Consider the following 25,894-nt stretch of genomic DNA (forward strand, 5'->3'; position numbering starts at 1 on the left):
CGCTGCAGGGGACGCGAGGGGGCGGCACGTGATTGAACTGTCGGACATGATCCGCGAGTTGAGGCACCAGCTGGCGGTGGCCCTGGCCGACGGCGCGGGCGACGCGGTGCGCTTCGAACTCGGCCCTGTCGAGCTGGAGGCGACGGTCGCCGTCAGCCGGGAGGCGGGCGCGGACGCCAAGGTCCGCCTGTGGGTCGTGGACGCCGGCGCGAACGGGAAGTACGCCCAGGCCCAGACCCAGCGGGTCACCGTCACGCTGCAGCCCGTGGCTGTGGCGCCCGGCGGGGCGGGGACGCGCTCCCTCCTCATCGGCGGTGAGGAAGTGGACGGCGAGCGGTGAGCGGGCGCGGATGCCGCACGGGCCCGGACCGCTCGCACCTGAGGTGACCGGTTGCTGAGGATGGAGCGGGTGGCCGAGGTCCTGGCCGCGCCGGCCGACGGCAGCCGAGGGCGGCGCGGCTCCGGCTACTTGGTCGCGCCCGGCCGGGTGCTCACGGCCGCCCATGTGATCGCAGGGGCGGCGGGCATCCGGGTGCGCTTCGAGGCCGATCGTCCTGGTGAACAGGTCGTCACGGCAGCGGTGGAGTGGCAGCACGAGGGCATCGACGTCGCCGTACTCGCGATCCCGGACGCCGGAACCGGGAGCGCCGCCGCCACCCCGTACGGCCGCCTCGGTGAGCACGACGCCGTGGTGCGCTGCACCGCCGTGGGGTTCCCGCGCTTCAAGCTCCGCACGGACAGGGACGGTTCGAGCTTCAGGGACGCGGAACACATCCAGGCGACCTGCGCCGCTCTGTCCAATCGGCGGGAGGGAACGCTCGACCTCAGCGTCGACGCACCGCCCGCGGCAGACCCTGATCCCGGCCGGGACAGCTGGGAGGGGATGTCGGGCGCCGCCGTCTTCAGCGACGGGCGCCTGATCGGCATGGTCAGCCGCCACCACCTGGCCGATGGCCCGGGCCGTATCGCGGCGGGCCGGGTGGACCGCTGGGCCGAGACCCTGACGCCCAACGAACTCACGTCCCTGGAAACGGCGGTGCAGGGCGAACTGCGTCCGCACGCACTGCCGGACGTCCTGCCCACGCCCCCTCGCGATCTGCTCCAGGCGTCCTACCGGGCACAACTCGCCGACTTCGCGCCGCAGGAGCTCGTGGACCGGAAGTCCGAGCTCGCCGCCCTCGTCGATTTCTGCGGCGGCACCGAACCGTATCTCTGGGTCCAGGGCCCGCCCTGGGCGGGCAAGACCGCACTGACCGCCTGGTTCGCCCTGCATCCTCCGCGTGGTGTGGTGCCGGTCTGGTTCTTCGTCACCGCGCGCTACGCGGGCCAGGCCGACAGCGGCGCCTACGCCGAGGCCGTCATCGACCAACTCGCCGCCGTCGCCGGGCAGGAACCGGTGAGCCGTGACGCCTCGCCCGCGCGCAACGGGGAGCGCAGTCTGCTGTTGCGCCGTGCGGCGGAACGCGTGCGGCGGGAAGGCGGCACCCTCGTCCTGATCGTGGACGGCCTCGACGAGGACCAGTCCCTCACACCGGGTGGCACCGGACCGAGCATCGCCTCCGTGCTCCCGGAGCGTCTGCCGCCCGGCGTCCGCGTCCTGGTCACGAGCCGCCCGGGCCCGGGTGTCCCGGCGGATGTCAGGGGCGGACACCCGTTACGCGCATGCCCCGTCCTGAACCTGGCGCCCAACGCGGCGGCGCTGCACACGGAGCACGAGGCCAGGCACGAGCTCCGCCGGGCTCTGTCCGGCAGTCGCGCGGAACGAGACCTGGTCGGTCTCCTGGCCGCGGCGCGCGGGCCGCTGAAGGTCGAGGACCTGCGTGCGCTGACGCAGGAGCCGGAGTTCACCCTGCGCCCGCTTCTGGACAGCGGCTTCGGGCGCATCCTGCGGTTGAGCGGCGGCTCCGTGGATCCGCCCGCCGAGGAGGCGGCGTCCTCTAGGACCAGCGGATACGGCGACGAAGAGATGGCCTCTCTCGGGGACCGGGGCGACGAGGGGACGGCTTTTGTCGGGGACCGGGGCGACGAGGGGACGGCTTCCCTCGGGGATCGCGGATACGGCGACCAGGAGACGCCCGACCTCAGGGAACGCGGCTACGTGTTCTCCCACCAGACCCTCCTCGCTGTCGCACAGCAGGAGTTCGGACAGGATCTCGCCCCGTACCTGGAGCGGCTGCACGCCTGGGCCGCCGGGTACGCCGAGGCTGGATGGCCCGCCGACACTCCTGGCTATCTGCTGCAGCCGTACGGTCGGATGGCCGCCTCCCCGCAGAGCCCCGAGGGCATCCGCCTGGCGGTCCGCCTCGTCACGGACCCACGACGGCACGCACGGCTGCACGCGCACACGGAGAGCGACGCGGCCTGCCTCGCGGAGATCGCCGCGGTGCACGAGACGGTACGGGGACTCGGCGCCGATGACCTGGAGGCGTTGGCGGCGCTGGCGGTGGCGGGCGACCTGGTGGCCCGCCGCAACGAGGAACTGCACCTGGACGTGCCGGCCGCCTACGGGCAGTTGGGGAAGGTCCGCCTCGCCGTGGGGCTGGCCCGCAGCGTCTTCCACCCCCTGAACCGGGGGATCGCCCTGGCCAAGCTGGCCCGCGTCCTGAGCAGGGCGGGGGAGCGGCGCGCGGTGAGTCTGGCCCAGGAGGCGGTGGGGCTCGTCGAGGGCGAGCTGACGGGACGTGACGCGGAGGCCGCGCTGGACTCCTGGTGGAACGCGAAGGGCGTTCATGCCGCCGTTCTGGCGGGAGCCGGCCGGCGGGAGGATGCGGTCCGTCTCCTCTCCGAGCTGCCCCGGCCGGTGAACTTCAACGATGTGTCGGGGTACACGCGGGCCCTTGCCTTGGCGGCCGGCGCCGTACGGGACGCGGAAGCGCTGTCAGGGCTGCTGCGTGCGGCCGAGGAGGCCCTGGGCGACAGGGGTTTCGCGCCGTCCCGGGCGCACCTTCTGGCGGACCTTGCCCAGGCCTGGGCGGACTGTGACGCGCCCGGCGAACGGGACCGGCTGCATGACGCGCTGCTGGCATGGGTGGATCAACACCCGAGGGACCTGCGCCTGTTGCCGATCGCCGCGGAGGCTCTGCGCACGGCGCGCCCCGAGGTCGCCCGGGCCCTCACCCTCCGTGCCCTGGCGGCGTGGGACGACCCGCGCGGGCAGGGCGGGATCGGCGGTGCGTCCGGCGCGGTGTACGCACTCGTGGCAGCCGGTGGAATGGAGGAGGCTCGACGGCTCGCCTCGCGCAGGGAACCCGACGTCGCCTCGGCCGGTTGGGTCGACCAGATGTCCGAGTGGGGTTCGATCTCCAGAACGCTCGCCATGGGATGGGCCCGCGAAGGCGAGACCGCGGCCGCCTGGCGCTCGCTCGCTCCCTCCTGGAGCAGCGACACCCTGGACATCTATGCGGGCGGGAGTGCGGGGACGGTCGCCGGTCTGCTCGCCGAGTCCGGGCGGAGCGAGGAGGCCGAGGCGTGGCTGGCCACGGAACCGGGGGTGCCGCGCAAGATCGCCGCCGAAGCGCTGTCCGCGCTGGCCGTCCACCACGCGGCGGACGACCCGGAGCGGGCGCTGGGACTGCTCCACCGGGCGGTGAACGGGTTCCCTGGCGCGAGATGGACACTTTCGCTCTATCAGCAGGACCAGTTCGCCGACCTGGCGGGCGCGATGGCGTCGTCAGGGTGCGTCGACGAAGCCGAACGGCTGGTGGCCGCGCTCCCCGACACAGCCGTCCGCACCCGGGGCTGGGCCGCCGTGTCCCTGGCCGTGCAGCCGGCGGACTCGCAGAGGGCCCTGCGGCTTGCGGAGTGCGCCGTCTCCACGCTGTCCGAGGTCGAATCGGTCGGCAGGACCCCGGGTGTCTTCACCGCCGCCGTCCAGGCCCTTGCGCGCGCCGGTGCGGTCCAGCGGGTGCCGGAGGTGATCGAGACGTACGCGACGAAGCTCTCGCCCGTCTCGGACGACATCCCCCACGCCAGGATCCATGCGCTCGCGCTGCTGTGGCCGCATTCCCCGAGCGTGGCGGGCCACCTGGCGGACCTCGCTCTCTCCGAGGTGGCCGAACACGCGGTGGACGACGCCATCATCGCCGCACTGCTCGTCTCCATCGGCCGCCACGACGAGCAACGGGCCACGGCGGTACGGGAGGTGCTGGACGGGCGCTCCCGCGGTACGTATCGCTTCCATGCCGACCCGCACCAGCGGGAGTGGGCGCGGATGAGAAGGTCCTTCCCGCACTGGGTCGACATCATGGTGGCCGGTTTCCTCGAGCTCGGGGACGACCCCGAGTACGCCGTTCGCGCATACCTCGACCCCTTCGCCGCGGAACACCGGGGGGAGGTACTGCCCGCTTCGCGCGCCGGGACGGCCGCGCTCGCGTACGCGGCGCTCGGCGACCACGCTGCGGCGCTGCAACAGGCGCGGCAGGCTCGCAACGAGGTCGAGCGCTCGGAGGTCCTCGCCCATCTCGCCGCGTACGCCGCCTGTCTGCCGACCGGATCCGCAGCGGTCCCTCTCTACGAGGACCGCTACGACGTCCTTCCCCTGTTCCGGGGCCTGGCCACCCAGCTCCTGCCGCCCCCGTCGGGCCCCGACCTTATCCGGGCCAGGGCGTTGCTGGCGCAGGCGCTTACCCCCGCAGGCTGGCACCACGCCTTACCGGTGCTCGCGCACCTGGCGCCCGCGGCTGTCCGCCGGGCAGGCCGGAGCGTGCTTCTCGAGACGGAGGGCCCGGGGTTCACCCTGCGTTGAACCGGCGAACCGTCACCGCAGCCCGGATTCCCGCAGGACGGCGGCCAGTTCGTCCTCGTCGAGCGCGAGGTCGAAGGTCTCGGCGAGCAGCGCGCCGATCTGCGCGGGCTCCACCTCCTTCTCGATGCTCACGCCGTCGGGTGTGGTCATCTTCCAGGTGGTGCCGTCGAGTTGGTGGTGCTCCGGTCCGGTGTAGCGCTGGGCGAACAGCCGCGTGACGAACGGAGAGCGCGGGTGGCTGCCGACGTAGTGGCTGCCGACCCGGTAGTCGATCGGGTACTGCTGCACGAGGACGAAGGTGTTGCGGTCGAACCAGCCGTCGGGTCCGAGCTGGTGCAGCGACCACGTGTCGGCGAGCGCTCCGGGGCGCCGCTCCAGGCGGTAACTCCAGCCGTCGGCCTCCAGCGTGGCGCCGTCGGCGAGTTCGATCGGCGCGGTCGGCCCGCTCCCGAACCCCACGTCGCACAGCCAGATTCGCGGGTCGTCGGGGAAGCGTACGACGACCATGGCATGGGTGGCGGGCGTCACTTTGGGGGCACCGAGCGTGATGCGCCCGGTGATCCCGGTGAAGTCGAACCCGAGACGCTCCAGGGCGGCCGCGAACAGGACGACGTGCTCGAAGCAGTAGCCACCACGCCGCCGGCGCACCAGACGCTCCTGCACGGAGGCCAGGTCGAGGGGCAGAGGGCGGCCGAGCACCGCATGCACGTTCTCGAACGGGATCGACGTGGTGTGGCCGCGCTGGAGCCGGCCCAGGGTCTCCAAGGTGGCGTCCCGCGGTCCCTCGAACCCGATCCGCTCCAGATAGGCGTCGAGGTCCAATTCCTCGCCCTGCCACACGGATGCCGTCTGCTTCTGCTCGCTCATGCCTTCGCCTCTCGTACGCGTTCCGCCCCCGCTGCATACGCGTATCTCCGTACGCCCGCAGCGCGCTCCTTGAACATAGGCGACGCGCCACCCCGGCCGCCTCATCACATGGTCGCGACCGGGGTCGGTCCTTGGACCGGGGACTATGGAGGGCCGGCAGGTGTCCGGAGCGATCCGGGCCTTCCGTACCCACCGGCGCAGACCGCTCGTTATCCCGTCATCATCGAGGCCTGACACGCATGACAGGCTCAAGAGAGGCAGCGTGATGAGCAAACGCATCGAGGAGCTCGACTGGCGCCCCACCCCGATGGGAGACCTCTGCCTGCGCCGCCGCCGGGACCCGGCGACCGGCCGGGACATCCACGAGGTCAAGCTCGGCGACGAGTTCCTGATGTCCAGCCTCTTCACCGAGGGCGAGATCGCCCTCACCCGGCTCGGCCTGGAGCACCTTCAGGGCGACGCACTCGACGTTGCTGTGGGGGGACTGGGCCTCGGCTACACGGCTCGGGCGGCACTGGACGATCCCCGGGTGCGCTCGCTCATCGTCATCGATGCCCTCGCCGAAGTCATCGAGTGGCACCAGCAAGGGCTGGTGCCACTTGGCGCGGGCCTCGCCGCGGATCCCCGTTGCCGCCTGGTGCACGGCGACTTCTTCGCGCTGGCCGGCGAGGTGCACGGCCTCGATCCCGCGCGGCCCGGCCGCCGCTTCGACGCCATCCTCCTGGACGTCGACCATTCACCCCGCCATGTACTGCACCCCCGGCACGCCGCGCTCTACCAGCCCGCCGGGCTGCGGGGCCTTGCCGCCCAACTCCGTCCGGACGGTGTGTTCGCCTTGTGGTCGAACGATCCGCCGGACAGCGAGTTCACCGCGCGGCTGGCGGCGGCATTCCGGAAGGCGGAGGCCCGAGTCGTGGAGTTCGCGAACCCCCTGCAAGAGGGCATGGCGTCCAACACGGTCTATGTGGCTCGTATCTGAGTGTGCGAGGGCTGCCCTCTCGTTGCGTCGGACGATCGTTGCGCCGGAGTGCGGCATCCGGGTGTCGCGCGGCGTCGACCGGCCAGCCGTGCGCCGACCCAAGTCGGCTGCTTCCTAAGTTGACTGAATGACCGTCAGCTCAACTGCGCGTTTCCTCTTGGCCGTCGTGATCGCGTGCGCCCCCGGCGGGCTGCTGCTCGGCCCGGCGTCGGCGGCGGGCCCGAAGGGTGAGGCGAAGCCCCCGCGGGCTGCGTCGACGGATCCCTCGGTGCTGTACCGCAAGGGCATCCAATGGCGCCCGGGCCCGGGTGTGCCCGAGATGCCGGACGAGGTGTCGGCCCTGTCGTGGCTTGTGGCGGATGCTCGTACCGGTGATGTGCTGGCCGCCAAGAACGCGCACCGCAAGCTGCCTCCGGCCAGCACCCTCAAGACTCTGTTCGCGGTGACCGCGCTGCCGCATCTTCCCGGCCCTGTGCGTCACAAGGTGTCCGAGGCCGATCTTGCGGGCGTCGGTGAGGGCAGCAGCCGCGTCGGCGTCCGGCCGGGATACACCTACCGTGCCGCTGACCTGTGGCGGGGTGTGTTCCTCAGTTCGGGCAACGATGCGGTGCATGTGCTGGCGAGGATGAACGGTGGCTGGCGGCACACCGCGGCGCAGATGCAGGCGAAGGCCCGGGCGTTGGGCGCGCGGGACACCCGGGTCGTGTCTCCGGACGGCTACGACGCGCCTGGTCAGGTCTCCTCTGCGTACGATCTTGCGCTCTTCGGGCGTGTCGGCCTGAATCACCCGGAATTCGCCCGCTATGCCGCCATGGCGACCGCGAAGTTTCCCCTGGGCGGCTGGGCGTTCGACATCTACAGCACCAATCGGCTGCTGACGGGCGCCGACGGTGTGGCCGCGTACCCGGGACTGATCGGGATCAAGAACGGCTATACGAGCAACGCGGGCCACACGCTGATCGCCGCCGCGGAGCGCGGTGGCCGCACGCTGGTCGTGACGGTGATGAATCCGCAGGAAGGTGGCGGCTTCGCCGTCTACGAGGAGGCGCGGGCCCTGTTGGACTGGGGCTTCGGAGCCGCGTCACGCATCCGGCCCGTCGGCTCGCTGAATCAAGCCGTCCCGCGGCCGGGCCCAGGGGTGCGGGCAGCGGCCAAGGCCGAATCCGCGGGCTCCACCTGGCCAGCGCTCGGCGCCGGGGCGGGTTTGGTGGTTCTCGGCGTCGTCGTCAGAGCGGTGCGGCAGCGCAACCGCCATGGCGCCGGGGTCAGTTGAGGTTCGCCGCGAGCGCCGGCTCTTGTCGTGCGACCTTGACATTCCGGGAAGCCGGAGGGGGCGTGCCCTCTCCGGCTTCACACGGTTCAGACGGAGCGGTGGTACTGGTCGGGCACATGCACCTCGCCACCCAGCTCGCGCGCCGCGAGCCGTGCGAACGAGGGGTTGCGCAGGAGCTCACGGCCCAGCAGCACCGCGTCCGCCTCGCCGTTGGCCACGATCTTCTCGGCCTGTTCGACCTCGGTGATCAGGCCCACCGCGGCCACCGGCAGTCCGGCCTCTTCCTTGACGCGGGTCGCGAACGGCACCTGGTACGAGGGTCCGACGGGGATGCTGACCTTGGGTGCGAGGCCGCCGGTGGACACGTCGAGGAGGTCGACGCCGTGCTCCTTGAGCACCGAGGCGAAGCGCACGGTGTCGTCGGCGGTCCAGCCGCCCTCGTCCAGCCAGTCGGTGGCGGAGATGCGGAAGAACAGCGGCTTGTCCTCGGGCCATACTTCGCGTACGGCATCGACGACTTCGAGCGCGAAGCGGGTGCGGTTGTCGAAGGAGCCGCCGTAGGAGTCGGTGCGCTTGTTGGCGTGCGGGGAGAGGAACTCGCCGATCAAATAGCCGTGGGCGCCGTGCACTTCGACGACCTCGAAGCCCGCTTCCAGGGCGCGCACCGCGGCGGCCCGGAACTGCCCGACGATCTCCTTGATCTGCTCCACGCTCAGCTCGACGGGCGTCCGGTCGCCCTCCGCGAACGGCACCGCGCTCGGCGCGAGCGGCTGCCAGCCGTGCGCGGACTCGTCGACCTGCTTGCCCCCGTTCCACGGCTGGGCGGTGGAGGCCTTGCGGCCCGCGTGGGCGATCTGGATGCCGGGAACGGTGTTCTGCGACTTCAGGAAGTCCACGATCCGGCGCAGCGCCGCGACCTGGGTCTCGTTCCAGATGCCCAGGTCGTACGGGCTGATCCGGCCCTCGGGGGAGACGGCGGTGGCTTCGAGGAGGATGAGACCGGTGCCGCCGGCCGCGCGGGCACCGTAGTGCTGGAAGTGCCAGTCGTTCGCGACGCCCGCGTTCGGCCCGAAGGCCTCCGCCGAGTACTGGCACATCGGCGCCATCCAGAGCCGGTTGGGCACGGTCAGCGACCGCAGGGTGTAGGGCTCGAACAGTGCGCTCATGGCGAGTCTCCTTGGACAAAGGCAGCGGCAAAGGCGGCAAAGGCGTTCGGACGGGCAGCCGAAGACCGGAGCCGTTCGACTGCCTCGTACGATACTCACCGTACTACGAGAGATGTCAAACTACGAGACCTCTCGTACAATGAATTCACAGCGTCCGTCTCCATGCGGGCGCACCGGATCAGGAGGCAGCGTGACCACCGCCACGAGCAGCCGAGAACTCGCCCACCCCGCGCGCGAGGAGATCCGTCTGGAGTCCGTGCTGCATGCCCTGTCCGATCCGATGCGCATGCAGGTCGTACGGGAACTGGCCGAGGCGGAGGGCGAGTTGTCTTGCTCGTACTTCGATCTGCCGGTCACCAAGTCCACGACCACGCACCACTTCCGGGTGCTGCGCGAGAGTGGAGTGATCCAGCAGGTCTACCGCGGCACCGCGAAGATGAACGGGCTGCGCCGTGACGATCTAGCCGCGCTCTTCCCCGGCCTTCTCGACAGCGTTCTCGACGCGGCTGCCCGGCAGGAGCGGCGGCTCGCCGACGGCTGAGCCCGCGTCCGACGCCCCGGCCGCACCCTCGGCCGGGGCGTCCTTGCTGCCCGGCAGATGGTTGAACAGCAGGTTCAGGGCGATGGCGGTCAGGCAGCCCGCGCTGATGCCGCTGTGCATGACCGTCTGGAACCAGTCGGGGAACTTCTCGTAGATCTCCGGCACGCCGACCGGCAGCATGCCCACGGCCACCGACACGGCGACGACCGTGAGGTTGTGGTTGCCGCGGAAGTCCACGGTCGCGAGCGTGCGCAGACCGGTGGCGGCCACCGTTCCGAACATCACCAGGCCCGCACCGCCGAGGACGGGTGCCGGGATCGCGGCGACGAGCGCCCCGAGCTTCGGCAGCAGACCGAGCAGTACGAGGATCACGCCCGAGCAGGCGACGACCCAGCGGCTGCGCACCCGGGTCATCCCGACGAGGCCCACGTTCTGCGCGAACGCGGTGTACGGGAAGGTGTTGAAGACACCGCCGAGCACCGTGGACAGACCGTCGGCGCGCAGTCCGTCCGCCAGGTTGCGCGGACCGACCTTGCGGCCGGTCATCTCACCCACGGCGATCATGTCGCCGGTGGTCTCGGTCATGATGACCAGCGCGACCACCAGCATCGACACCACGGCCGCGGCCTCGAAGGTCGGCGCACCGAAGTGGAACGGTGTGCTGATGCCGAGCCAGTCGGCCCGGCCCACCCCGTCGAAGTCCGTGAAGTCGAGGGGTATCGCCACCAGCGTCCCCACCAGGATGCCGACGAGCACCGCGATCCGGCTGAGGAAGGCGGGCCCGAAGCGCTGCACCGCCACGACGACCACGAGGACGAAGGCCGCGAGCCCGACGTTCTTCGGCGCACCGAACTCCGGTGAACCCGCGCCTCCGGCGACCCAGCGGCCGGCCACGGGCAGCAGCGTCACGCCGATGATCAGAATGACCGTGCCCGTGACCAGCGGCGGAAAGAACCTGAGCAGGCGTCCGAAGACCGGCGCGAGCAGCACCATCGCGAGACCTGAAATGATCACGGCACCGTAGATGGCGGGCAGTCCACCGCCCTGCGTGCCGATCAGCACCATCGGCGACACGGCGGCGAACGTACAGCCCTGCATGATCGGCAGCCGCACACCGAACCGCCAGACACCCACGCACTGCAGCAGTGTCGCGATCCCGCACACCAACAAGTCCGCGGTGATCAGATACGCGAGGTCGGCAGGCGGCAGCTTCATCGCGCCGCCGACGATCAGCGGCACCGCCACCGCGCCCGCGTACATCGCGAGCACATGCTGCAGACCGAACGCGATCAGCTTGCCGGTGGGCGGCACCTGATCGACGGGATGCTTCTCGGTCGCCGGGGCGGGGGAGCCGGCAGGGGGAGCAGAGGCCATCGGGCACTCCTGTACTGGGAGAGGGGACACGACTGTTCAAGCGCAGTCCGGGCGCAGTGGGGGATGCACGAGACCGTAAGCGGCCTGAACAGTTTGTTGATTACGCGGATGTTGCCGCGCTGTGTCGGCGATCGCCAGACCCAGGAGGGCGAGTTCAGGAAGTGGCCTGCGCGTTTCCCAGGGCGCGTTCCGCCCGAGCCGCCGCAAGCAGGGCATCCCACTCGCCGATCTTCACAGGACCCCGCCCGAGCGAGGCCCCGAGCGCCGCCTCGGCCTGCTCGATCGCCTGCCATCCGGACCACTCCACGGGCCGCAGTCCGGCCGACCTCAGCCCCTCCAACGGGTCGCGGCGCTCCGGCAGTTGTACGGAGTCGTCCGCGCCCCTCGCGCGCACGAGACCGGGAGCGTCCTCGAGGAGCGAGGTCACCGTCTCCTTGGCGCAGGGCCGGTTGGTGCCGATCACCCCGGTCGGTCCCCGCTTGATCCATCCGGCGACGTACTCACCCGGAGACCGCTCACCGGCCCGCAGCACCCGCCCCGCCGCATGCGGCACCGTGCTGGTGCGCTCGTCGAACGGCAGCCCGTCCAGCGGCACTCCGCGATAGCCCACGGACCGCAGCACCAGCTGCGCCTCGATCTCCTCGTACGACCCCGAACCCGTCACCCCGCCCTGCCCGTCCGGCAGCGTCCGCTCGAAACGCACCGCGCGCACCGTGCCGCCTTCCTCGAGCAGCTCCACCGGGCGCAGGAAGAACCGCAGATGGATCCGCCGTCCGCGTCCCTGCGCCGGCCGTTCGGCGAAGGCGCGCAGTGCCTCGACGTTGCGCCGGTTCACCCCGGGCAGCCCCGACGGGTCGGCGTAGAGCGGGTCGAGCGCCAACTCGGCCGGATCCACGACCACTTCCGCATCCGCGAGCGAGCCGAGCTCCCGCAGTTCCTTGGTGGTGAACTTCGCCTGCGAGGGGCCGCGCCGGCCCACCATGTGCACATCGCGCACCCGGCTGTCCGCCAGCGCGGCCAGTGCGGCGCCCGGCATATCGGTCCCGGTCAGCTCGTCGGCGCCGCGGGCGAGGATCCGGGTGACGTCGACGGCGACATTGCCCACGCCGATCACCACGGCCGAACGGGCCGCGCTCAGCGCGCCGTTCCAGTGCGCGTCGGGGTGGGCGCTGTACCAGGACACGAACTCGGTGGCCGACCAGCTCCCCCGCAGATCCTCACCCGGGACACCCAGCTGACGGTCGGTCGCGGCACCCACGCAGTACACGACCGCGTCGTACAGCCGCAGCAGCTCCTGCGGTGCGATCCCGCCCGGCCCCACCTCGACGGCGCCGAGGAAACGGACCCGTTCGTCCTGCAGCACCACCCGCAGATTGTTCTGCAGCGACTTGATCTTCTCGTGGTCGGGGGCGACGCCGTAGCGGACCAGACCGTACGGGCACGGCAGCCGGTCGAGCACATCGACCCGTACCGGCACCCGGTCCTGCTGGATGAGCGACTGGGCGCAGTAGACCCCGCTCGGTCCCGATCCGACGACAGCGACATGAAGCACGATGGGGCTCCTCCCGCGGGGTGCCTTCAGCATCGCACTCCCGTACGGCCGAAGGGGAGATGCGCGCGTGTGCCGGGAGTGCGTCGGGGCGAACGCTCGCGTGCCGTCGATGACCATGAGTGATTATGCGGTTACGGTGTTGATGTGCTCTATGGATCATTTGATGCAGAATTTGAGCAGAATCGACCGAATGGCGATCAGTGGGGGAGCGCTGGACCGGAAGGCGGCGACGCGGGGATCGGCGACCCGGCGGGCGGCGGAGGGGAGGCCGCGGAACCGGTTTGGCCGGTGTGGGAACTCCAAGGGCACGGCAGTGCGTCCACGGGGCGGCAGCTCGCGTCGTACGAGGCGGGAGGCGCGTGGGAGGCGCAGGGTGCGGGCGGCTCCCTGCCGCCCTGGTTCAACGTCCGGGTGACCTTCGGTGACGGTTCGCATGTCGAAGTGCTCGCGGTGGCCGGTGAATCGGGGATCGCCATCGAGGACATGAGGGCCCAACCGCCGCTGCCGCTCGCGGGGTTCGCGACGCTGACGCAGTGGCTGGAAGGTCCGCTCGGCGCTGCCCGCGGCGCCGTCGCCGAACGGCACGGCGTGGTGACGCCCGCCCCTGAACCGCCCGACCGGCCCGCGTCGCCGCAGCCGCACCGCAGGGCACAGAGGCCCTCGCACCGCGGTGGCGACATGATCCGCTTCGTCGCCGACGCGTACCGGGCCGCTCAGGCGGCGGGCCACGATCCGGTGCTCGCCGTGATGCACGCGACCGGCCGCAGCCGCCGCAAGTCATTGCGCCTGATCGCCGGCGCCCGCGACGCGGGCTATCTCGCGCCCCGGCACAACCGCCGCTGAGCGAGAGTCCGGCAGCTCCAAGGGGCTCTGACAGCTCGACGGGTGTCCGGCAGCTCGGCGTGTGGCCGACGGCGCTACGGGGTCCGGCCCTCTAGGGCAGCTCGCGCATCCGGTCGATCTCGGCGGTCTGCTGGGCCATCACATCGGCGGCCATCTCCTCGACCTGCACGTTGTTGCCACCCGAGAGCACCTCTTCGGCCATGATGACGGCGCCGCTGTGATGGGTGACCATCAGCTTGATGAAGAGCTCGTCGAAGGCCGCGCCCTTCGCCGCGCGCAGCGTCTTCAGCTGCGTCTCGCTCGCCATCCCGGGCATCGTGCCGTGATCGTGTCCGCCCGTGTCGCGCGGGCCGCCGTTGTTCTTGACCCACGCCTCCATCGCCTCGATCTCGGGGCCCTGGGCCGCGTGGATACGGTCGGCGAGCTGCTTGATTTTTTCCGACTTCGCCCGGTCCGGGGCGAGTTCTGTCATGTCGAGTGCTTGTTTGTGGTGCTCGATCATCATCTGCGCGTACGTGAAGTCCGCCGAGTTCGGAGTGTCGTCCTCGCCCCGCTTCTTGGCCTCCTCGGGCGATATCTCCTCCGCCTTCTCGCCCGGCTTGCCCGGAGCGATCACCGAAGCACCGTCCTGACCGGCGGACTTGGCCTTGTCCTCGCCGTCGCCGGAGTCGCAGCCGGCGAGCACCAGTGCACCGGCGAGCGCCACCGCGGCGGCAAGTGCCCGTCCGCGCGGGGATCTGTGACGAAGCAGCACGGCAACCTCCTGAAGCAAGTGGATCGTTGGCGTCCGTCCTAGCACGAGTGCGATCGCCGAAGATCAAAAACTTCTATTACAAGTGCGTTGCCATCTGTTGAGATGAGCATGACGGGCACGATACTGCGGTTGTCCGTGAACCGTTCAACTATGAACGGCGACTTGGGAGGACAGTGTGACCCAACAGAACCGACCCCGTGCCCGGCACAGACGCCTCGGCGTCGCAGCCGCCGCCTTCGGACTCGTCGCCACGCTCCTGACCGCAGGTCAGGCCGGCGCGACTCCGGACCCGGGCGATGCGCCCGCATCGCCGAAGGGCGTCTCCAAGAGCGATGCCGCGGACACCCGTGCCGCGATATCCAACGGCGAGATCCCCGGCCAGGACGAGATCGTCCACTCCGACAACATCGAACACATCACCAACATCCCCAAGGACGTGCTGCCGGGTACCAACTCGGACCTCGCGTTCCAGGGGAAGTACGCCTTCGCCGGCAACTACGACGGCTTCCGGATCTTCGACATCTCGAACCCGAAGAAGCCGGCGACGGTGGCTCAGGTCCTGTGTCCCGGCAGCCAGAACGACATCTCGGTCTCCGGCGACCTGCTCTTCCTGTCGACCGACTCCTCGCGCAGCGACGACTCGTGCGCCAGCACGTCGCAGCCCGCGACCGAGAAGTCGTCGTGGGAGGGCATGAAGATCTTCGACATCAGCGACAAGCGCAAGCCCGAGTACGTGGCCTCGGTCGAGACCGCGTGCGGCTCGCACACCCACACGCTGGTGCCGGAGCGCAGGAACGTCTACGTGTACGTGTCCTCGTACTCGCCGAGCGCGACGTTCCCGGACTGCCAGCCGCCGCACGACGGCATCTCGATCATCAAGGTGCCGCGCAAGGCCCCCGAGCAGGCCAAGGTCATCGACTTCCCCGTGCTGTTCCCCGGTTCGGGACCTGACGGTGGCGGTAACCCCGGTGCGCCCACCAACCCGGGTGTCTCCAAGACCACCGGCTGCCACGACATCACCGTGCTGCCCTCCAAGGACCTCGCGGCGGGTGCGTGCATGGGTGACGGTGTCCTCATCGACATCGAGGACCCGGAGGAGCCGAAGATCATCGACCAGGTCCAGGACAACGTGAACTTCGCGTTCTGGCACTCGGCGACCTTCAATCAGAAGGCCAACAAGATCGTCTTCACCGACGAGCTCGGCGGCGGCTCCGGTGCGACGTGCAACGCGGCCGTCGGCCCCAAGCGCGGTGCGAACGGCATCTACGACATCGTGGGCAAGGGCGACAAGCGCAAGCTCGTGTTCAAGTCGTACTTCAAGATCGACCGCCACCAGGCCGACACCGAGAACTGTGTCGCGCACAACGGCTCGCTGATCCCGGTCAAGGGCAAGGACCTGATGGTGCAGGCCTGGTACCAGGGCGGCGTCTCGGTCTGGGACTTCACCGACTCGAGCAAGCCGAAGGAGATCGGCTACTTCGAGCGCGGTCCGCTCAGCACCACGACCCTGCAGACCGGCGGTTCCTGGTCTGCGTACTACTACAACGGCTATGTCTACTCGAACGACATCGCCAAGGGCTTCGACGTCCTGAAGATCAACGACCGTCGTACCGACCCGGCGAAGCGGATTCGTCTGGACGAGCTCAACGTCCAGACGCAGCCCGACTACTTCGACCGCTGGGACGACTGAGTCATCCCGTGTGTTCCGTCGGACGGGAGACCGTCCGGCGGAACGCCGAGCTCCCACGCGAGACCGTAGCGGTGGAACAGTTCCGCCCGCAGCCGAGCGATCGGCATCGGAGCTCCGGGAATGAGCAGCGCGAACACCGCGCCCATCAACTGCGCCCGCAGCAGCGGGTAATCACGGTCCACATCGAGCGATCCATGCCGTACGCAGGTGTCGCGCAGCAGTTCGGCGAGCCGTCGCTGTTCGGGGCACTGCACGAAACCCTCGGCCTGCAGAATCCCGGCCATGTGCGTCCGCATCAGCAGCGGCCGGTCGACCGTCAGGCCCAGGATCGCGTCGATGGCCCGGGCGAGCAGCTCATCGCCGTCGCTCGCGCGCGGCTCGCGCTCCAGCGCCGCCTGCAGGGTCAGATGCATCAGCCGGTGCACCGCCGACTGCAGCAACTGCCGCTTGCCGGGGAAGTAGTACGAGACAAGACCGCGCGCGCATCCGGCCCGGTCGGTGATGTCCCCGAGCGTCGTCGCCTCGAATCCGCGCTCGCCCACGAGCTCCACCGTCGCCTGCAGCAGCCGCTCACGGGAACGCCGGCGCAACTCCTCGTTGACCGATGCGCTGCGCGGGGACAATCGCAAACTCCTGTGTTGACTGGCTCGCAGCCAACTATACTCAGCGTGCACTGAACGGACCCCTCTGTTCCTGACCGGGGCGGTCCAGTGCTGCCGTCCGCCCGGGCGACGCGGGGGATCGTCCGGACGGACGGCTTTCGTGTGTCTGACCTGCCGGTTCCCTGTGACTCATGCACTGGGGTTCACAGGGGGCATGATCGTTCGCTGCCAGGTCATGACGGGCCGCACAGGTGTCGCAGCGCGGCGACACCCTGTGTAGCGCGCAGGGCAAGGCTACTTGCAACAGGCCGCTTGCGACCGACGTGTACCTCGGCGACGTGAGCAGCCCATGGGATCCTCTGGACCGTGCGCGCCCAATGGCTCGACAACGACCCGGACGTCGCGGAGTGAGCCCTTGGCCGGGATCGGTCTCCCGTGCCCAACTGCATTACGAGCAGCATTAGCTGCCGGTGAGCGGGCATCGGCCATGGGATGCGTGTTGGGCTTTGCGATCATCGCGGCAGGCATCGTATGGACAGTGGCCTTTGGTCGCTGAGGCCTGTCCCGTTCAGGTGTGTGAGCTGGGACGTTGACTGACGGTACGGTCGTTGCGTGGAGTCCGAGAAGCCGAACTGGTGTCCGTTGCACGGGTCTGGCGTACGTCCTGAAATCCTGGTCGGGCGTCGGCTGGAGGAGGTCTTCGCCGCGTGGTATCGGAGCGGAGACGAGGAAGCGGGAGACCCGCTGGACGTGTGGCTGATCGACGGCCAAGGCGGCTCCGTGCACATCACAACCGGCTCGGACTGGTGCCTGATCGCGGAATCCGCGAGCCCGCACGAGGGCTACGACATGGACAGCTGGGGGCGCATCGAGGTAGCTCCGGTCGGTGATCGGACGCCGTTCGCTTCCCACCTCGGCGAAGATGTCCTGGCGGTGAGGGAAGAGTTCGAGCCCCGGACCGGCCGCGTCGCACTCGAGGTCAGTTTCGCCTCCGGCCGGGTTCGTTGCGACAGTTGGGCTGGAGACCTCCGTCTTTCCGAGTGAGGTTTCCCGTTCCATCTCACCTGGTCACGGTGTGATGATCTTGATGTGGCTGGTGTGATCACGGCGTCCGAGGTCGGCGCCAAACTTCACGACGCTGACTTGTCCAGCGCACTCGGACTGACTGTGGATCAAGTTCTGGAAGCGACGGTCCACTCGAATACGCGCCTCCCGGAGGAGATCGCCAACGATGAGCGCGTCAAGCGGCACGTCCCCGACGATGACGTGTGGTGACCACCAGGAGCGGCCCATGTCCGAGCCCTGTCCGTTCTGCGAGATCGTCGCAGGGCGTGCGTCCGCGCAGATGGTCGCCGAGTGGGATGACGCCGTCGCCTTCCGGCCGCTGAACGCCGTCACCCGGGACCACACACTCGTCGTTCCCCGCACGCACGTGGCGGATTTCGCGTCCGACCCGGAGGTCTCCGCCGCGACGATGCGTCGAGCCGCCGAGCTCGTGCGAGGGTCGCCGTGCCACATCAACCTGATCACTAGTCGAGGCGCGGCCGCCACGCAGTCCGTGTTCCATCTGCACCTGCACCTCGTGCCGCGCACCGAAGGTGATGGCCTCGCGCTTCCCTGGCACGGATGATCGTCCGGATCGAAAGAGCTTTGCGCTGGTCAGGGGTAGTACGAGCCGTAAGCGCGGGGTGGCTCGGTGTGCGGTGGCGGGGTGGTGGGACGAGACTGGGGAGAGGAATCTCCGTGGGAACCGGGAGGTGTTCTCCATGCTCCTCGCCGCAAGCTCGACGTCCTGGTTGATGACCCTCATCGGTGTGGTGGTCGTCGTCGTCCTGCTGCTGGCCTTCTGGTACGGGCGACGCCTCGCCGCCAAGAGGACCGCACCGCCGCCGCAGCCGCAGCCGCGTGCGGATTCCTGGGAGACGCCGGACGATCAGGAACCTCCCAAGCCGCACTGAGTCCGGTCGGTGGTTCCGCCGAGGCCGGACAAGTAGGCGTCGAGCAGCTCCACTTGACGGTCCGGCGGGTAGGCAGCCGGGTCGAAGAGGGCCTGGACGACCAGGCCGAGGACGAAGGCCTGCGCCGCTGACGCGATCTGCGAGGCATCGGCGGGAGGCAGCTCGCCGAGCTCCTGCGCCGCGAGCACACGCTCGCGCAGCCTGTCGCGGCTGTCCGCGTACTTACGGGCGTACTCCGCACTCAGCTCCGGATCGGACAGTGCCGCATCCCAGGACGAGACCCAGATCCGGTTGCTGTCGGTGGCCTCGGGCGTCAGCGGCAGGATGTCCAGGAGCGCGTCCCTGACCGAGGGCAACCCCGTGCCCGACGTGCGCCGTGGGCGCGCGAGGGTCCGCTCCTCGAGCAGATTCAGGGCGTAGGCAACCAGAGCGCGCTTGGTCGGAAAGTAGTGCGTCAGCAGCCCCGTGGTGGCACCCAGCTCGGCGGCCACGGCACGCAGGGTCAGCCCGGCGAAACCTCGCGTCGCCATGACCTGCCAGACCGCCGCGGAGACGTCGCGGCGGCGGGCTTCGTGATCTCCCTTGGTACGTGGCATGGGGCCACGCTACATTGACGTAACAACTGTTATGTGAATGAGCGCGAACACGTGCTCACCGAGAATGGGGAGGCCCGATGTTCTCGCTGGCCTTGCGCGACGGCGCCCGGCTCGCGCCGCTGGAGATCTGGCATGCCGAGGAGTTCGCCGCGCACATGGCCCGCGCTCGCGAGCACATCCGCCCGTGGGTGGGAGCGTCGTTCGTCACGGACGATCTCGACGGTGCGCGGGCCACGCTCGCGCGGTACGCGGAGCGTCAGGCCGCCGACGGGGCCCGCCTGTACGGGATCTGGCTGAGCGACGTACTGGTGGGCGGCGTGATGTTCACCGACTTCAGTGCGGCCGCCGGCTCCTGCGAGGTCGGATGCTGGCTGGAGCCCTCCGCCGAGGGGCGTGGTCTGGTGACGGCGGCCTGCGACGCCCTGCTCGACTGGGCGTTCACGGTCCGGGGGCTGCACCGCGCCGAATGGCACTGCCGCGCCGACAACGAGCGCAGCGCGTCGGTGGCCAAGCGCCTCGGCATGACGCTGGAGGGGGTGCGGCGGGAGGCCTGGCCTTACGAAGGGGTCCGCTACGACAAGCAGGTCTGGGCGGTCCTTGCCCCGGAACGGGCTGCTGGCGCCTGAATCACACCACCCGCTGCCTGAGCCACTCCACCCCCGCCTGAGTCACACCACCCGCCGCCTCAGTCACACCACCGCTGCCCGAGTCACGCCCCCGCCGCCTGAGTCACGCCCCCCGCCTGAGTCACACCACCCGTGGATGCACACGGCAATTGGTGTGGAGGTAGCGGGCGTTGCCGTCCGTGAAGTCGTAGAGGGCGACCGTCTGCGTGTCCTCCAGGGGGTCCGACGGCGGCATCAGGAAGTGGGTCTCGCTGACCGGGCGCAGCTCGTAGCGAATGCGCTCAGGCTTCCCGAGGAAGTCCGCATGCATCGGGTCGAGGGTCGAAGTGAGCCAGAGCTTTCCGCTGTCGGCCGCCACCTCGAAGCGTGTACCAGGGCGTTCGTAGACACCTTCGTATCGCGACAGATCGAGCGCGAGCGTGGGATCGGGCGCTGGCAGCTCAGGGACGGTGGGCAGCCCGAGTCCGGTCAGGATCTCGTCGAACACCTCGCGGCAGAAGGCGTCCCGCGGACCGCCGTTGGTCAGCAGCACGATCGCCGTGTCGGCGCCCGGCAGCAGGCGCAGCCGGGCGTGCTGGCCGATCGTGCTGCCGTCGGTCGCGTAGACGGTCTCCCCGTGCCAGTCGCAGACGATCAGACCGAGCCCCCACTCGGGCCCGTACATGTAGGGGTCGGGTACGGGCACCCTCGAGCGCAGCATCTCCCGGACGCTGTCGGCCGTCACGATCCGCCGCCCGTCGGGTGCCACGCCGTCGTGGAGCAGGACGTGCGCCAGGGCGAGTACGTCCCGTGCGGTCGTGGTGACGGTGCCGCCGGGGCCGAAGGCCCGCGGCAGGTGGTCGACCGGTGTGACGATGGGGCCTTCGGCCAGGGAACGGAGCAGGTGCCCGGTCGCGGCACGGGACGTGTCCACCTGCTCGTGCCAACTGCTCGTGCCGGTCAGGCCCATGGGTGCGAACAGGCGGTCCCGCATCACCTCGTCCCACGGCTTGGCGTCCTGAACCTCCAGGATCCGCGCGAGGATCGCGTAGCCGAGGGCGGCGCTGTAGCCGTGGGTGCTGCCGAGCGGGAAGACCTGGGGTGCGTCGGCGATGGCCGCGACCATGCGCTCGTAGACATCGGGATCCTCCCCGGGATCGCCATACGCCTCCTCGATACCGCTCGTGTGGCACAGCAGGTGCCGTGGGGTCACTTCGGCGGCGGCCTCTGGATCGGCCACCTCGAATCCGGGTAGGTAGGCCCGCACCGGTACGTCCAGGTCGAGCTTGCCCTCGTCGACCAGCTGCATCACGGCCAGGGCGGTCCACGTCTTGGTCATGGAACCGCACTGGTAGACGGTGTCCGTCGCGACGGGCTCCTGTGTTTCGACGTTCCGTACGCCGACGGCCAGTTCGGTCGTCTGCCCCGCGTGCAGCACTCCGATCGCTGCGCTCGGAATTCCGTACTGCGCAAGGAGGTCGGTGACGCGGGCCCGCAGGCGTGCGATGTCCAGGGTCATCGGGCGAGGCCTATGGCGTTGGCGGCGTCCGCCTCGAAGTACTCCGTCGTCGCGTGGTCGCCGACGTGTGCCTCGAAGAACTCCCGGAGCCCGTCGACGGATCCGTACGTGATCACGTTCACCGCCTTGCCCCCGTCGCGGCCGGCCACGGCGAGCTTCCACTGCGAGCCCTTCGGCAGCTTGGCGTGCGCCCGCTTCAGGGCGCTCCAGAACTTGCTGTCGTCGGACACGGTCGACACGGCCATCACATACATCGCGGTTCCCTTCGCCTTAACTTTCCAGATGTGAAAAGCTACGTTGCGTTTCGAGGATCATCAAAGGAAAAGAAGGGAAAACTGCGAGATCACAGGGAATCGTTGCAACAGAAATGCGCGTGAATGCAACTCTGGTGAAGAGCCGTTGCGATGTACTGTGGTGAAAGCAAAGCAGGAGGTGGGCCGGTGCCGGGTGGCAGGCTGACGGACGACGACCGCCGGCAGATCGCGGACTGGCTTGCCGAGGGGCTCACCTACGCCGAGATCGGGCGCCGCCTGGGCCGGCCGACGTCCACAGTCAGCCGTGAGGTGGCCCGCAACGGTGCGCCGAGCGGCGCCTATCTCGCCGACCACGCGCGGGAGTCCGCCGGGCAACGCGCCCGACGCCGCCGGCCGGCCGGACCGTCCGAACCGGTGGCCGATGCTCAACAGGCCGATGACGTACGGGCATTCGTCGACGAGTTCGCGAGCCTCCTCGCCGCGACCGGGATGCCGCGGATGACCGCCCGGGTGTTCGTCTGTCTGCTCACCGCCGACGCCGACGGTCTGACATCGGCCGAGCTGGTGCGGCAGCTGCAGGTCAGCCCGGCGTCGGTCTCGAAGTCCGTCAGCTCCCTGGAAGCCATGGAACTGGTCGCGCGCAAGGCCGACCGCACCACACGTCGTAAGCGGTACGTCGTCGACGACAAGGTCTGGCTGAGCGCCTGGCAGGCCGACACCGATGCGCACGGGCGAATCGCGACGGCTGCGCGGCGCGGCATCGAGATCTTCGGCGCCGGCACACCCGCCGGCGACCGGTTCGACAGGATGGGCCGGTTCTTCGCCCGGCTCAGCGAGCACATGAGCGGCAGCGGCCTGGCCGAGCCCGTCGTGTACGACGCCCTGACGGTGGTCGCCGCACTGGTGCACGCGGGCCGGCCGCTCACGGCGGACGCGCTGGTGAGCGGGCTGGACTGGCCGCGCGAGCGGGTCGCCGCAGCGCTCCACGCGATCGAGGGCGAACCGGCGCTCGCCGATCCGCTCGCCCTGCGCACCCTCGCGACCGGCGACTACTGCCTCGAGCCGAGGGCGGATCGCCTGAGCGCCGCGCAGCGAGCGGCTCTGGAACGGTCAGGCTGACGAGGAGAAGCTAGTACCGCACCCCGGTCGCCCGCTCCGACCGTTCCCACAGCCGCTGCGCCACCTCGGCATCGCGCGAACGCCCGCTGGTACCAACGGCCTTCGGATATCCGTTGCGCTGGAACAGACCGTCCGGCCCGATGCAGCTGCCCCCTTCGACACCCGGCGCCGTCGCCGCGTACAGCAAAGGCAGTGCACCCATGGCCGGGGGCTGGGCGCGGCCGCCGGCCAGGAACTTGCCCTGGAGCGAGGTGTCGACGCGCTGGCCCTCGGTCCCCGCGACACCGGGGTGGGCCGCCACCGACAGGGGGCCGTCGGCGGGCAGGCGACGCTGGAGTTCGTGCGCGAAGAGCAGGTTGGCCAGTTTGGACTGGGCGTAGGCGAGCCAGCGCTGGTAGCGGCGGTGCTCGTAGTGGAGATCTTCGAGGTGGATGCGGCCGAGCCGGTGCAGACCGCTGGAGACGGTGACGATCCGGCCGCGTACGCGGTCGAGGAGGAGACCGGTGAGGGCGAAGTGCCCCAAGTGGTTGGTGCCGATGTGCTGTTCGAAGCCGTCCGCTGTCACGGAGTACGGGACCGCCATGACACCGGCGTTGTTGATGAGCACGTCCACGGGATGTGCCAGGGTCTCGGCGAAGGTGCGCACCGACTTCAGGTCCGCCAGGTCGAGACGGCGGACCTCGGGCGCCGGACCGTCGACGGACACCGCCACCGCCCGGCCCCTGTCCTCGTCCCTGCAGGTGAGGACCACTTCCGCGCCGGCCGAGCACAGAGCGCGGACCACCTCTGCGCCGAGGCCGCTGCTGCCTCCGGTGACAAGGAAGGTGCGTCCGGTTTGGGAGGGTATGTCGGCGGACGTCCATCGGGTCATGGCGTAGCTCCCCTCGCTACGGTGCCGGTCGCGCCCAGTCTTGTCCCGCGCCGGGCGGGCGGCTACCGGCCGCGCGAGCCCGCTTGTACGGAGCCGTGGCCGGAGCTCACCGAGCTGCGGCCGAAGCGGCGACGGGCCATGCGGACCATCAGCCACGCCGAGAGCACCCCCGGCAGACAGTGCACCGCGAGTACGCCGATCAGACTCGGTCCGCCCCAGTCCGCGGCGTACGAGGAGGGGTCGCCGAAGTCGATCACGAAAGGTTCGGCGACGGCGCGGACGATCAGATAGGTGCCGACGATCAGGCCCGGAACGAGGGCGGTCTTACGCATGGGGACTCCTGTGCAGCGGCGCCTCCGATGGTGCCGATACTTCGACGTTAGAGTCCGTGGATCCTGTGGAACACCCGGTTGACCAGGAACTTCTCCTGGGGGAAAGCCCCCAGGGCAGGTGTGTCAGACCGCTTCGAGCACTCCGTCGCGTACTGCCTCGGACCACTCGACGACCAGCCCCGCGTACTCCTTGCGCTGCTCCTCGCTCAGGCGGCCGCCGGAGCACAGCATCAGCCGCCGTATCTGCTCATTGAGCTCTTCGGCGGACCGAGTGGGGCGCGGACGTGGAGTGGAGGACATGTGAACGAGCTTAGGGGCCGGGTATGACAACGCGCTGAGAAAACTCTGTGATTTCCACCTGTACGAGAGCTGTAGAACCGGCTCTGACCTGCATAGTTGAGGTCTGCGATGCGCACAGGGGCCGGTGTTGTGATGTTCGCCTCGCCGCCCCCGGTAAACGTCGGATCGCCGTACGCCGTCTCCATGACGTCTCCACGAGCGTGAGCGGAGTCCGCCTTTGCCGGGGCGGGAGTTCGCCCGGGTCAGACCGTTTCGGTCACATCGGCCTGGACGGCGGCCGCCCAAGCGGTCACCAACCGCTCGTACTCTGCGCGCTGTTGCTCGTCCAGGCGTCCGCCCGCGCGCATCCACAACGCGCGGATCTGCTCGTTGAGTTCAGCAGACCGCACGGAACCAGTGGCGGTTTCGGGAGGCATGCCCACCACCTTAGGGCCTCGCGCGGCGGGCTCCGTTGGGCCAGAGGCCCAGCAGGGCGCGAGCGGCGGCCGGGACCAAAGAGCCTCGCGGGTTTCATCCGGGCCCGGCCGTGGCCAGGTCGAGTCAGCCCGCCCGGCCGTCGACCAGATCGAGTACGGGCAGCAGCTGGCCGGGGCGCTCGTGCGCGGGCAGATGGTCGACGAAGTGCACCGCGCAGCCGAGTTGGGCGGCACCGCCGTCGGCACGGCGGTCGTCACCGACCATCAAGGTGTCCTCGGGCGCCACCGCGAGCTGCTCCAAGGCGACCGCGAACAGGCGCGGGTCGGGCTTTTGGATGCCGTGCTCGTACGACAGGACGTAGGTGTCGATATACGGATCGAGGCCGTGCTCGCGGAACACCGGCCGCAGGTCCCAGCCGATGTTGCTGACCACGCCGACACGGACACCGCGCTCGCGCAGCCCTTGGAGGACCGGCGCGGTGTCCGGGTAGGGGCCCCATGCCGGCGGTGTCATGTGCCGGTCGTAGAGCGCGCCGTGCAGCGCGGGGGAGGGGAGCTCCACGACACCCGAGAGGCCTGTGTACGCGTCCCGGTGATTCTCCGCGCTCGTGTCGCGCACCGCCCAGATGTCCCGCAGGTGGTCCGGTACGCGCGGGGTGGGGGTGCCGCCGGGCAGCGCGCCGATATGGTCCAACTCGTCAGCGTACCGCCGGAATTCGGCCTCGGAGAGCTCCATGCCGGCCTCATCCAGGCAGGCCCGCAGCCATGAGTCGGTGGTCTCGATCCGCAGCAGGGTCCCGGAGAAGTCGAAGAGCACACCCTTGATCGTCATACGGACGATCCTCGGTCGCCGGCGACGGTGGGGTCAACCCGGGCTTCCACGCGCTGATGCACACACACGGCGACGGCGACGGTCAGCATGCCGAGCAGCCAGCCGCCCAGGACATCGGTCGGCCAGTGCACGCCCAGCCAGAGCCGTGTGAGACCGACACCGATCACCGAGACCGAGGCGAGGGCGACGGCCGCACCCCATACGGCGCCTGTGACCCCGTACCGCCGCAGCAGCCAGAGCAGCAGTCCGCACGCGACCGTCGCCGTCATGGCATGACCGGACGGGAACGCCGCGTAGTGCGCACTGTCCAGGGGCTGCTGCCACTGGGGCCGGTCCTTGTCGACCAGCGACTTCAGGGCCTGCTGGGCGAGCGTGCCCACCGTGCAGGTGACGGCGAGCAGCACCGCGAAGCGCCGCGCGCCGCGCACCCACAGGCCCACCACGACGACGGCGCACAGTGCCCGCATCGTCCAGGGATCCCAGACCCAGTCGGACAGCACGCGGTTGACCTGTGTCACACCGTCGAAGGAATGCGCCCACCGGTGCAGGGTGCGCGCGATCCCGGTGTCGAAGGAGCGCAACGGCGGCCAGGCGAACACGACGAGCACGAGCAGGACGGCCGCGAGCGCGCCGAAGAGGCCCGCGAGTGCGGCGGGCCTGCTGGGGCGACTGTGAAGACGTGACATGGGACGATCTTTGCCCGAGTA

Annotated in this window: 28 protein-coding genes; 13 read left to right on the forward strand and 15 right to left on the reverse strand. The window is 69.9% G+C overall.

Going from position 1 to position 25,894, the window contains the following annotated elements:
• Positions 1 to 28 precede the first annotated feature (28 nt).
• Together JAO81_RS20935 and JAO81_RS20940 are read left to right on the forward strand one after the other, a co-directional pair.
• The gene (locus JAO81_RS20935) at positions 29 to 340 is read left to right on the forward strand and encodes a trypco2 family protein (RefSeq protein ID WP_199549428.1); all 312 of its coding nucleotides are present in this window, start codon (positions 29 to 31) and stop codon (positions 338 to 340) included.
• A gap of 69 nt (positions 341 to 409) precedes the next feature.
• Complete coding sequence (locus JAO81_RS20940; protein WP_199549429.1) at positions 410 to 4,744, forward strand: trypsin-like peptidase domain-containing protein; 4,335 nt, start codon at positions 410 to 412, stop codon at positions 4,742 to 4,744.
• A 12-nt stretch (positions 4,745 to 4,756) separates the two neighbouring features.
• Here JAO81_RS20940 and JAO81_RS20945 read toward each other — a convergent pair whose 3' ends face one another.
• Entirely contained in the window at positions 4,757 to 5,611 is an 855-nt protein-coding gene (locus JAO81_RS20945; protein WP_199549430.1) for an arylamine N-acetyltransferase, read from the reverse strand.
• Between the two features lie 265 nt (positions 5,612 to 5,876).
• Between JAO81_RS20945 and JAO81_RS20950 the strand changes: the two genes are divergently transcribed.
• On the forward strand, positions 5,877 to 6,590 hold the full coding sequence (locus tag JAO81_RS20950; protein ID WP_199549431.1) for a spermidine synthase: 714 nt from the start codon (positions 5,877 to 5,879) through the stop codon (positions 6,588 to 6,590).
• A gap of 127 nt (positions 6,591 to 6,717) precedes the next feature.
• Positions 6,718 to 7,863: a D-alanyl-D-alanine carboxypeptidase family protein gene (locus JAO81_RS20955; RefSeq protein WP_199549432.1), complete on the forward strand. Its 1,146-nt coding sequence runs from the start codon at positions 6,718 to 6,720 to the stop codon at positions 7,861 to 7,863.
• A gap of 86 nt (positions 7,864 to 7,949) precedes the next feature.
• Here JAO81_RS20955 and JAO81_RS20960 read toward each other — a convergent pair whose 3' ends face one another.
• Positions 7,950 to 9,029: an NADH:flavin oxidoreductase/NADH oxidase gene (locus JAO81_RS20960; RefSeq protein WP_199549433.1), complete on the reverse strand. Its 1,080-nt coding sequence runs from the start codon at positions 9,027 to 9,029 to the stop codon at positions 7,950 to 7,952.
• 139 nt (positions 9,030 to 9,168) lie between these two features.
• Between JAO81_RS20960 and JAO81_RS20965 the strand changes: the two genes are divergently transcribed.
• On the forward strand, positions 9,169 to 9,570 hold the full coding sequence (locus JAO81_RS20965; protein ID WP_199549434.1) for a helix-turn-helix transcriptional regulator: 402 nt from the start codon (positions 9,169 to 9,171) through the stop codon (positions 9,568 to 9,570).
• Here JAO81_RS20965 and JAO81_RS20970 read toward each other — a convergent pair.
• Together JAO81_RS20970 and JAO81_RS20975 are read right to left on the reverse strand one after the other, a co-directional pair.
• Entirely contained in the window at positions 9,490 to 10,944 is a 1,455-nt protein-coding gene (locus JAO81_RS20970; protein WP_199549435.1) for a nucleobase:cation symporter-2 family protein, read from the reverse strand. The genes JAO81_RS20965 and JAO81_RS20970 overlap by 81 nt on opposite strands.
• Before the next feature lie 154 nt (positions 10,945 to 11,098).
• Positions 11,099 to 12,496, reverse strand: coding sequence for an FAD-dependent oxidoreductase (locus JAO81_RS20975; RefSeq protein ID WP_199549436.1), 1,398 nt, complete (start codon positions 12,494 to 12,496; stop codon positions 11,099 to 11,101).
• 288 nt (positions 12,497 to 12,784) lie between these two features.
• Between JAO81_RS20975 and JAO81_RS20980 the strand changes: the two genes are divergently transcribed.
• On the forward strand, positions 12,785 to 13,339 hold the full coding sequence (locus JAO81_RS20980; protein WP_307813522.1) for a DUF6214 family protein: 555 nt from the start codon (positions 12,785 to 12,787) through the stop codon (positions 13,337 to 13,339).
• A gap of 91 nt (positions 13,340 to 13,430) precedes the next feature.
• Here JAO81_RS20980 and JAO81_RS20985 read toward each other — a convergent pair whose 3' ends face one another.
• Positions 13,431 to 14,093, reverse strand: a complete 663-nt coding sequence (locus JAO81_RS20985) for a DUF305 domain-containing protein (protein ID WP_307813523.1) — start codon at positions 14,091 to 14,093, stop codon at positions 13,431 to 13,433.
• 175 nt (positions 14,094 to 14,268) lie between these two features.
• Between JAO81_RS20985 and JAO81_RS20990 the strand changes: the two genes are divergently transcribed.
• Positions 14,269 to 15,783: a hypothetical protein gene (locus JAO81_RS20990; protein WP_199549438.1), complete on the forward strand. Its 1,515-nt coding sequence runs from the start codon at positions 14,269 to 14,271 to the stop codon at positions 15,781 to 15,783.
• Here JAO81_RS20990 and JAO81_RS20995 read toward each other — a convergent pair.
• Positions 15,759 to 16,406: a TetR/AcrR family transcriptional regulator gene (locus JAO81_RS20995; RefSeq protein ID WP_199549439.1), complete on the reverse strand. Its 648-nt coding sequence runs from the start codon at positions 16,404 to 16,406 to the stop codon at positions 15,759 to 15,761. The genes JAO81_RS20990 and JAO81_RS20995 overlap by 25 nt on opposite strands.
• A 591-nt stretch (positions 16,407 to 16,997) precedes the next feature.
• Between JAO81_RS20995 and JAO81_RS21000 the strand changes: the two genes are divergently transcribed.
• The 4 genes from JAO81_RS21000 to JAO81_RS21015 all read left to right on the forward strand — a co-directional run bounded on the left by JAO81_RS21000 (position 16,998) and on the right by JAO81_RS21015 (position 18,343).
• The gene (locus JAO81_RS21000; protein WP_199549440.1) at positions 16,998 to 17,429 is read left to right on the forward strand and encodes a hypothetical protein; all 432 of its coding nucleotides are present in this window, start codon (positions 16,998 to 17,000) and stop codon (positions 17,427 to 17,429) included.
• Positions 17,430 to 17,474: 45 nt separating this feature from the next.
• Positions 17,475 to 17,660 (forward strand): hypothetical protein, encoded by a 186-nt coding sequence (locus tag JAO81_RS21005; RefSeq protein WP_199549441.1) that lies wholly within the window; start codon positions 17,475 to 17,477, stop codon positions 17,658 to 17,660.
• A gap of 16 nt (positions 17,661 to 17,676) precedes the next feature.
• Positions 17,677 to 18,015 carry an HIT family protein gene (locus JAO81_RS21010; RefSeq protein ID WP_199549442.1) on the forward strand — a complete coding sequence of 113 codons (339 nt, stop codon included), beginning with the start codon at positions 17,677 to 17,679 and terminating at the stop codon, positions 18,013 to 18,015.
• A gap of 136 nt (positions 18,016 to 18,151) precedes the next feature.
• Complete coding sequence (locus JAO81_RS21015) at positions 18,152 to 18,343, forward strand: DUF6479 family protein (RefSeq protein WP_199549443.1); 192 nt, start codon at positions 18,152 to 18,154, stop codon at positions 18,341 to 18,343.
• Here the strand turns inward: JAO81_RS21015 and JAO81_RS21020 are convergent.
• Entirely contained in the window at positions 18,319 to 18,939 is a 621-nt protein-coding gene (locus JAO81_RS21020) for a TetR/AcrR family transcriptional regulator (RefSeq protein ID WP_199549444.1), read from the reverse strand. The two genes, JAO81_RS21015 and JAO81_RS21020, sit on opposite strands and share 25 nt — an antisense overlap.
• 77 nt (positions 18,940 to 19,016) lie before the next feature.
• On the opposite strand from JAO81_RS21020, the gene JAO81_RS21025 reads away from it, so the two are divergent.
• Entirely contained in the window at positions 19,017 to 19,565 is a 549-nt protein-coding gene (locus tag JAO81_RS21025) for a GNAT family N-acetyltransferase (RefSeq protein WP_199549445.1), read from the forward strand.
• A gap of 121 nt (positions 19,566 to 19,686) precedes the next feature.
• Here JAO81_RS21025 and JAO81_RS21030 read toward each other — a convergent pair whose 3' ends face one another.
• Positions 19,687 to 21,063: a serine hydrolase gene (locus JAO81_RS21030; protein ID WP_199549446.1), complete on the reverse strand. Its 1,377-nt coding sequence runs from the start codon at positions 21,061 to 21,063 to the stop codon at positions 19,687 to 19,689.
• Positions 21,060 to 21,317, reverse strand: a complete 258-nt coding sequence (locus tag JAO81_RS21035; RefSeq protein WP_199549447.1) for a hypothetical protein — start codon at positions 21,315 to 21,317, stop codon at positions 21,060 to 21,062. Before JAO81_RS21035 ends, JAO81_RS21030 begins: the two co-directional genes overlap by 4 nt.
• A gap of 186 nt (positions 21,318 to 21,503) precedes the next feature.
• On the opposite strand from JAO81_RS21035, the gene JAO81_RS21040 reads away from it, so the two are divergent.
• Positions 21,504 to 22,436 (forward strand): GbsR/MarR family transcriptional regulator, encoded by a 933-nt coding sequence (locus tag JAO81_RS21040; protein ID WP_199549448.1) that lies wholly within the window; start codon positions 21,504 to 21,506, stop codon positions 22,434 to 22,436.
• 10 nt (positions 22,437 to 22,446) lie between these two features.
• Here JAO81_RS21040 and JAO81_RS21045 read toward each other — a convergent pair whose 3' ends face one another.
• The 6 genes from JAO81_RS21045 to JAO81_RS21070 all read right to left on the reverse strand — a co-directional run bounded on the left by JAO81_RS21045 (position 22,447) and on the right by JAO81_RS21070 (position 25,873).
• Complete coding sequence (locus JAO81_RS21045) at positions 22,447 to 23,307, reverse strand: oxidoreductase (protein ID WP_199549449.1); 861 nt, start codon at positions 23,305 to 23,307, stop codon at positions 22,447 to 22,449.
• Positions 23,308 to 23,369: 62 nt separating this feature from the next.
• Complete coding sequence (locus tag JAO81_RS21050; protein WP_199549450.1) at positions 23,370 to 23,639, reverse strand: hypothetical protein; 270 nt, start codon at positions 23,637 to 23,639, stop codon at positions 23,370 to 23,372.
• Between the two features lie 123 nt (positions 23,640 to 23,762).
• Positions 23,763 to 23,939, reverse strand: a complete 177-nt coding sequence (locus tag JAO81_RS21055) for a hypothetical protein (protein ID WP_199549451.1) — start codon at positions 23,937 to 23,939, stop codon at positions 23,763 to 23,765.
• A gap of 242 nt (positions 23,940 to 24,181) precedes the next feature.
• On the reverse strand, positions 24,182 to 24,355 hold the full coding sequence (locus JAO81_RS21060) for a hypothetical protein (protein ID WP_199549452.1): 174 nt from the start codon (positions 24,353 to 24,355) through the stop codon (positions 24,182 to 24,184).
• A 124-nt stretch (positions 24,356 to 24,479) separates the two neighbouring features.
• Positions 24,480 to 25,181 (reverse strand): HAD family hydrolase, encoded by a 702-nt coding sequence (locus JAO81_RS21065; protein WP_199549495.1) that lies wholly within the window; start codon positions 25,179 to 25,181, stop codon positions 24,480 to 24,482.
• Positions 25,182 to 25,183: 2 nt separating this feature from the next.
• The gene (locus JAO81_RS21070; RefSeq protein ID WP_199549453.1) at positions 25,184 to 25,873 is read right to left on the reverse strand and encodes a phosphatase PAP2 family protein; all 690 of its coding nucleotides are present in this window, start codon (positions 25,871 to 25,873) and stop codon (positions 25,184 to 25,186) included.
• Positions 25,874 to 25,894: the final 21 nt, after the last annotated feature.

Source organism: Streptomyces sp. N35, assembly GCF_016464295.1.
Classification (GTDB): Bacteria; Actinomycetota; Actinomycetes; order Streptomycetales; family Streptomycetaceae; genus Streptomyces.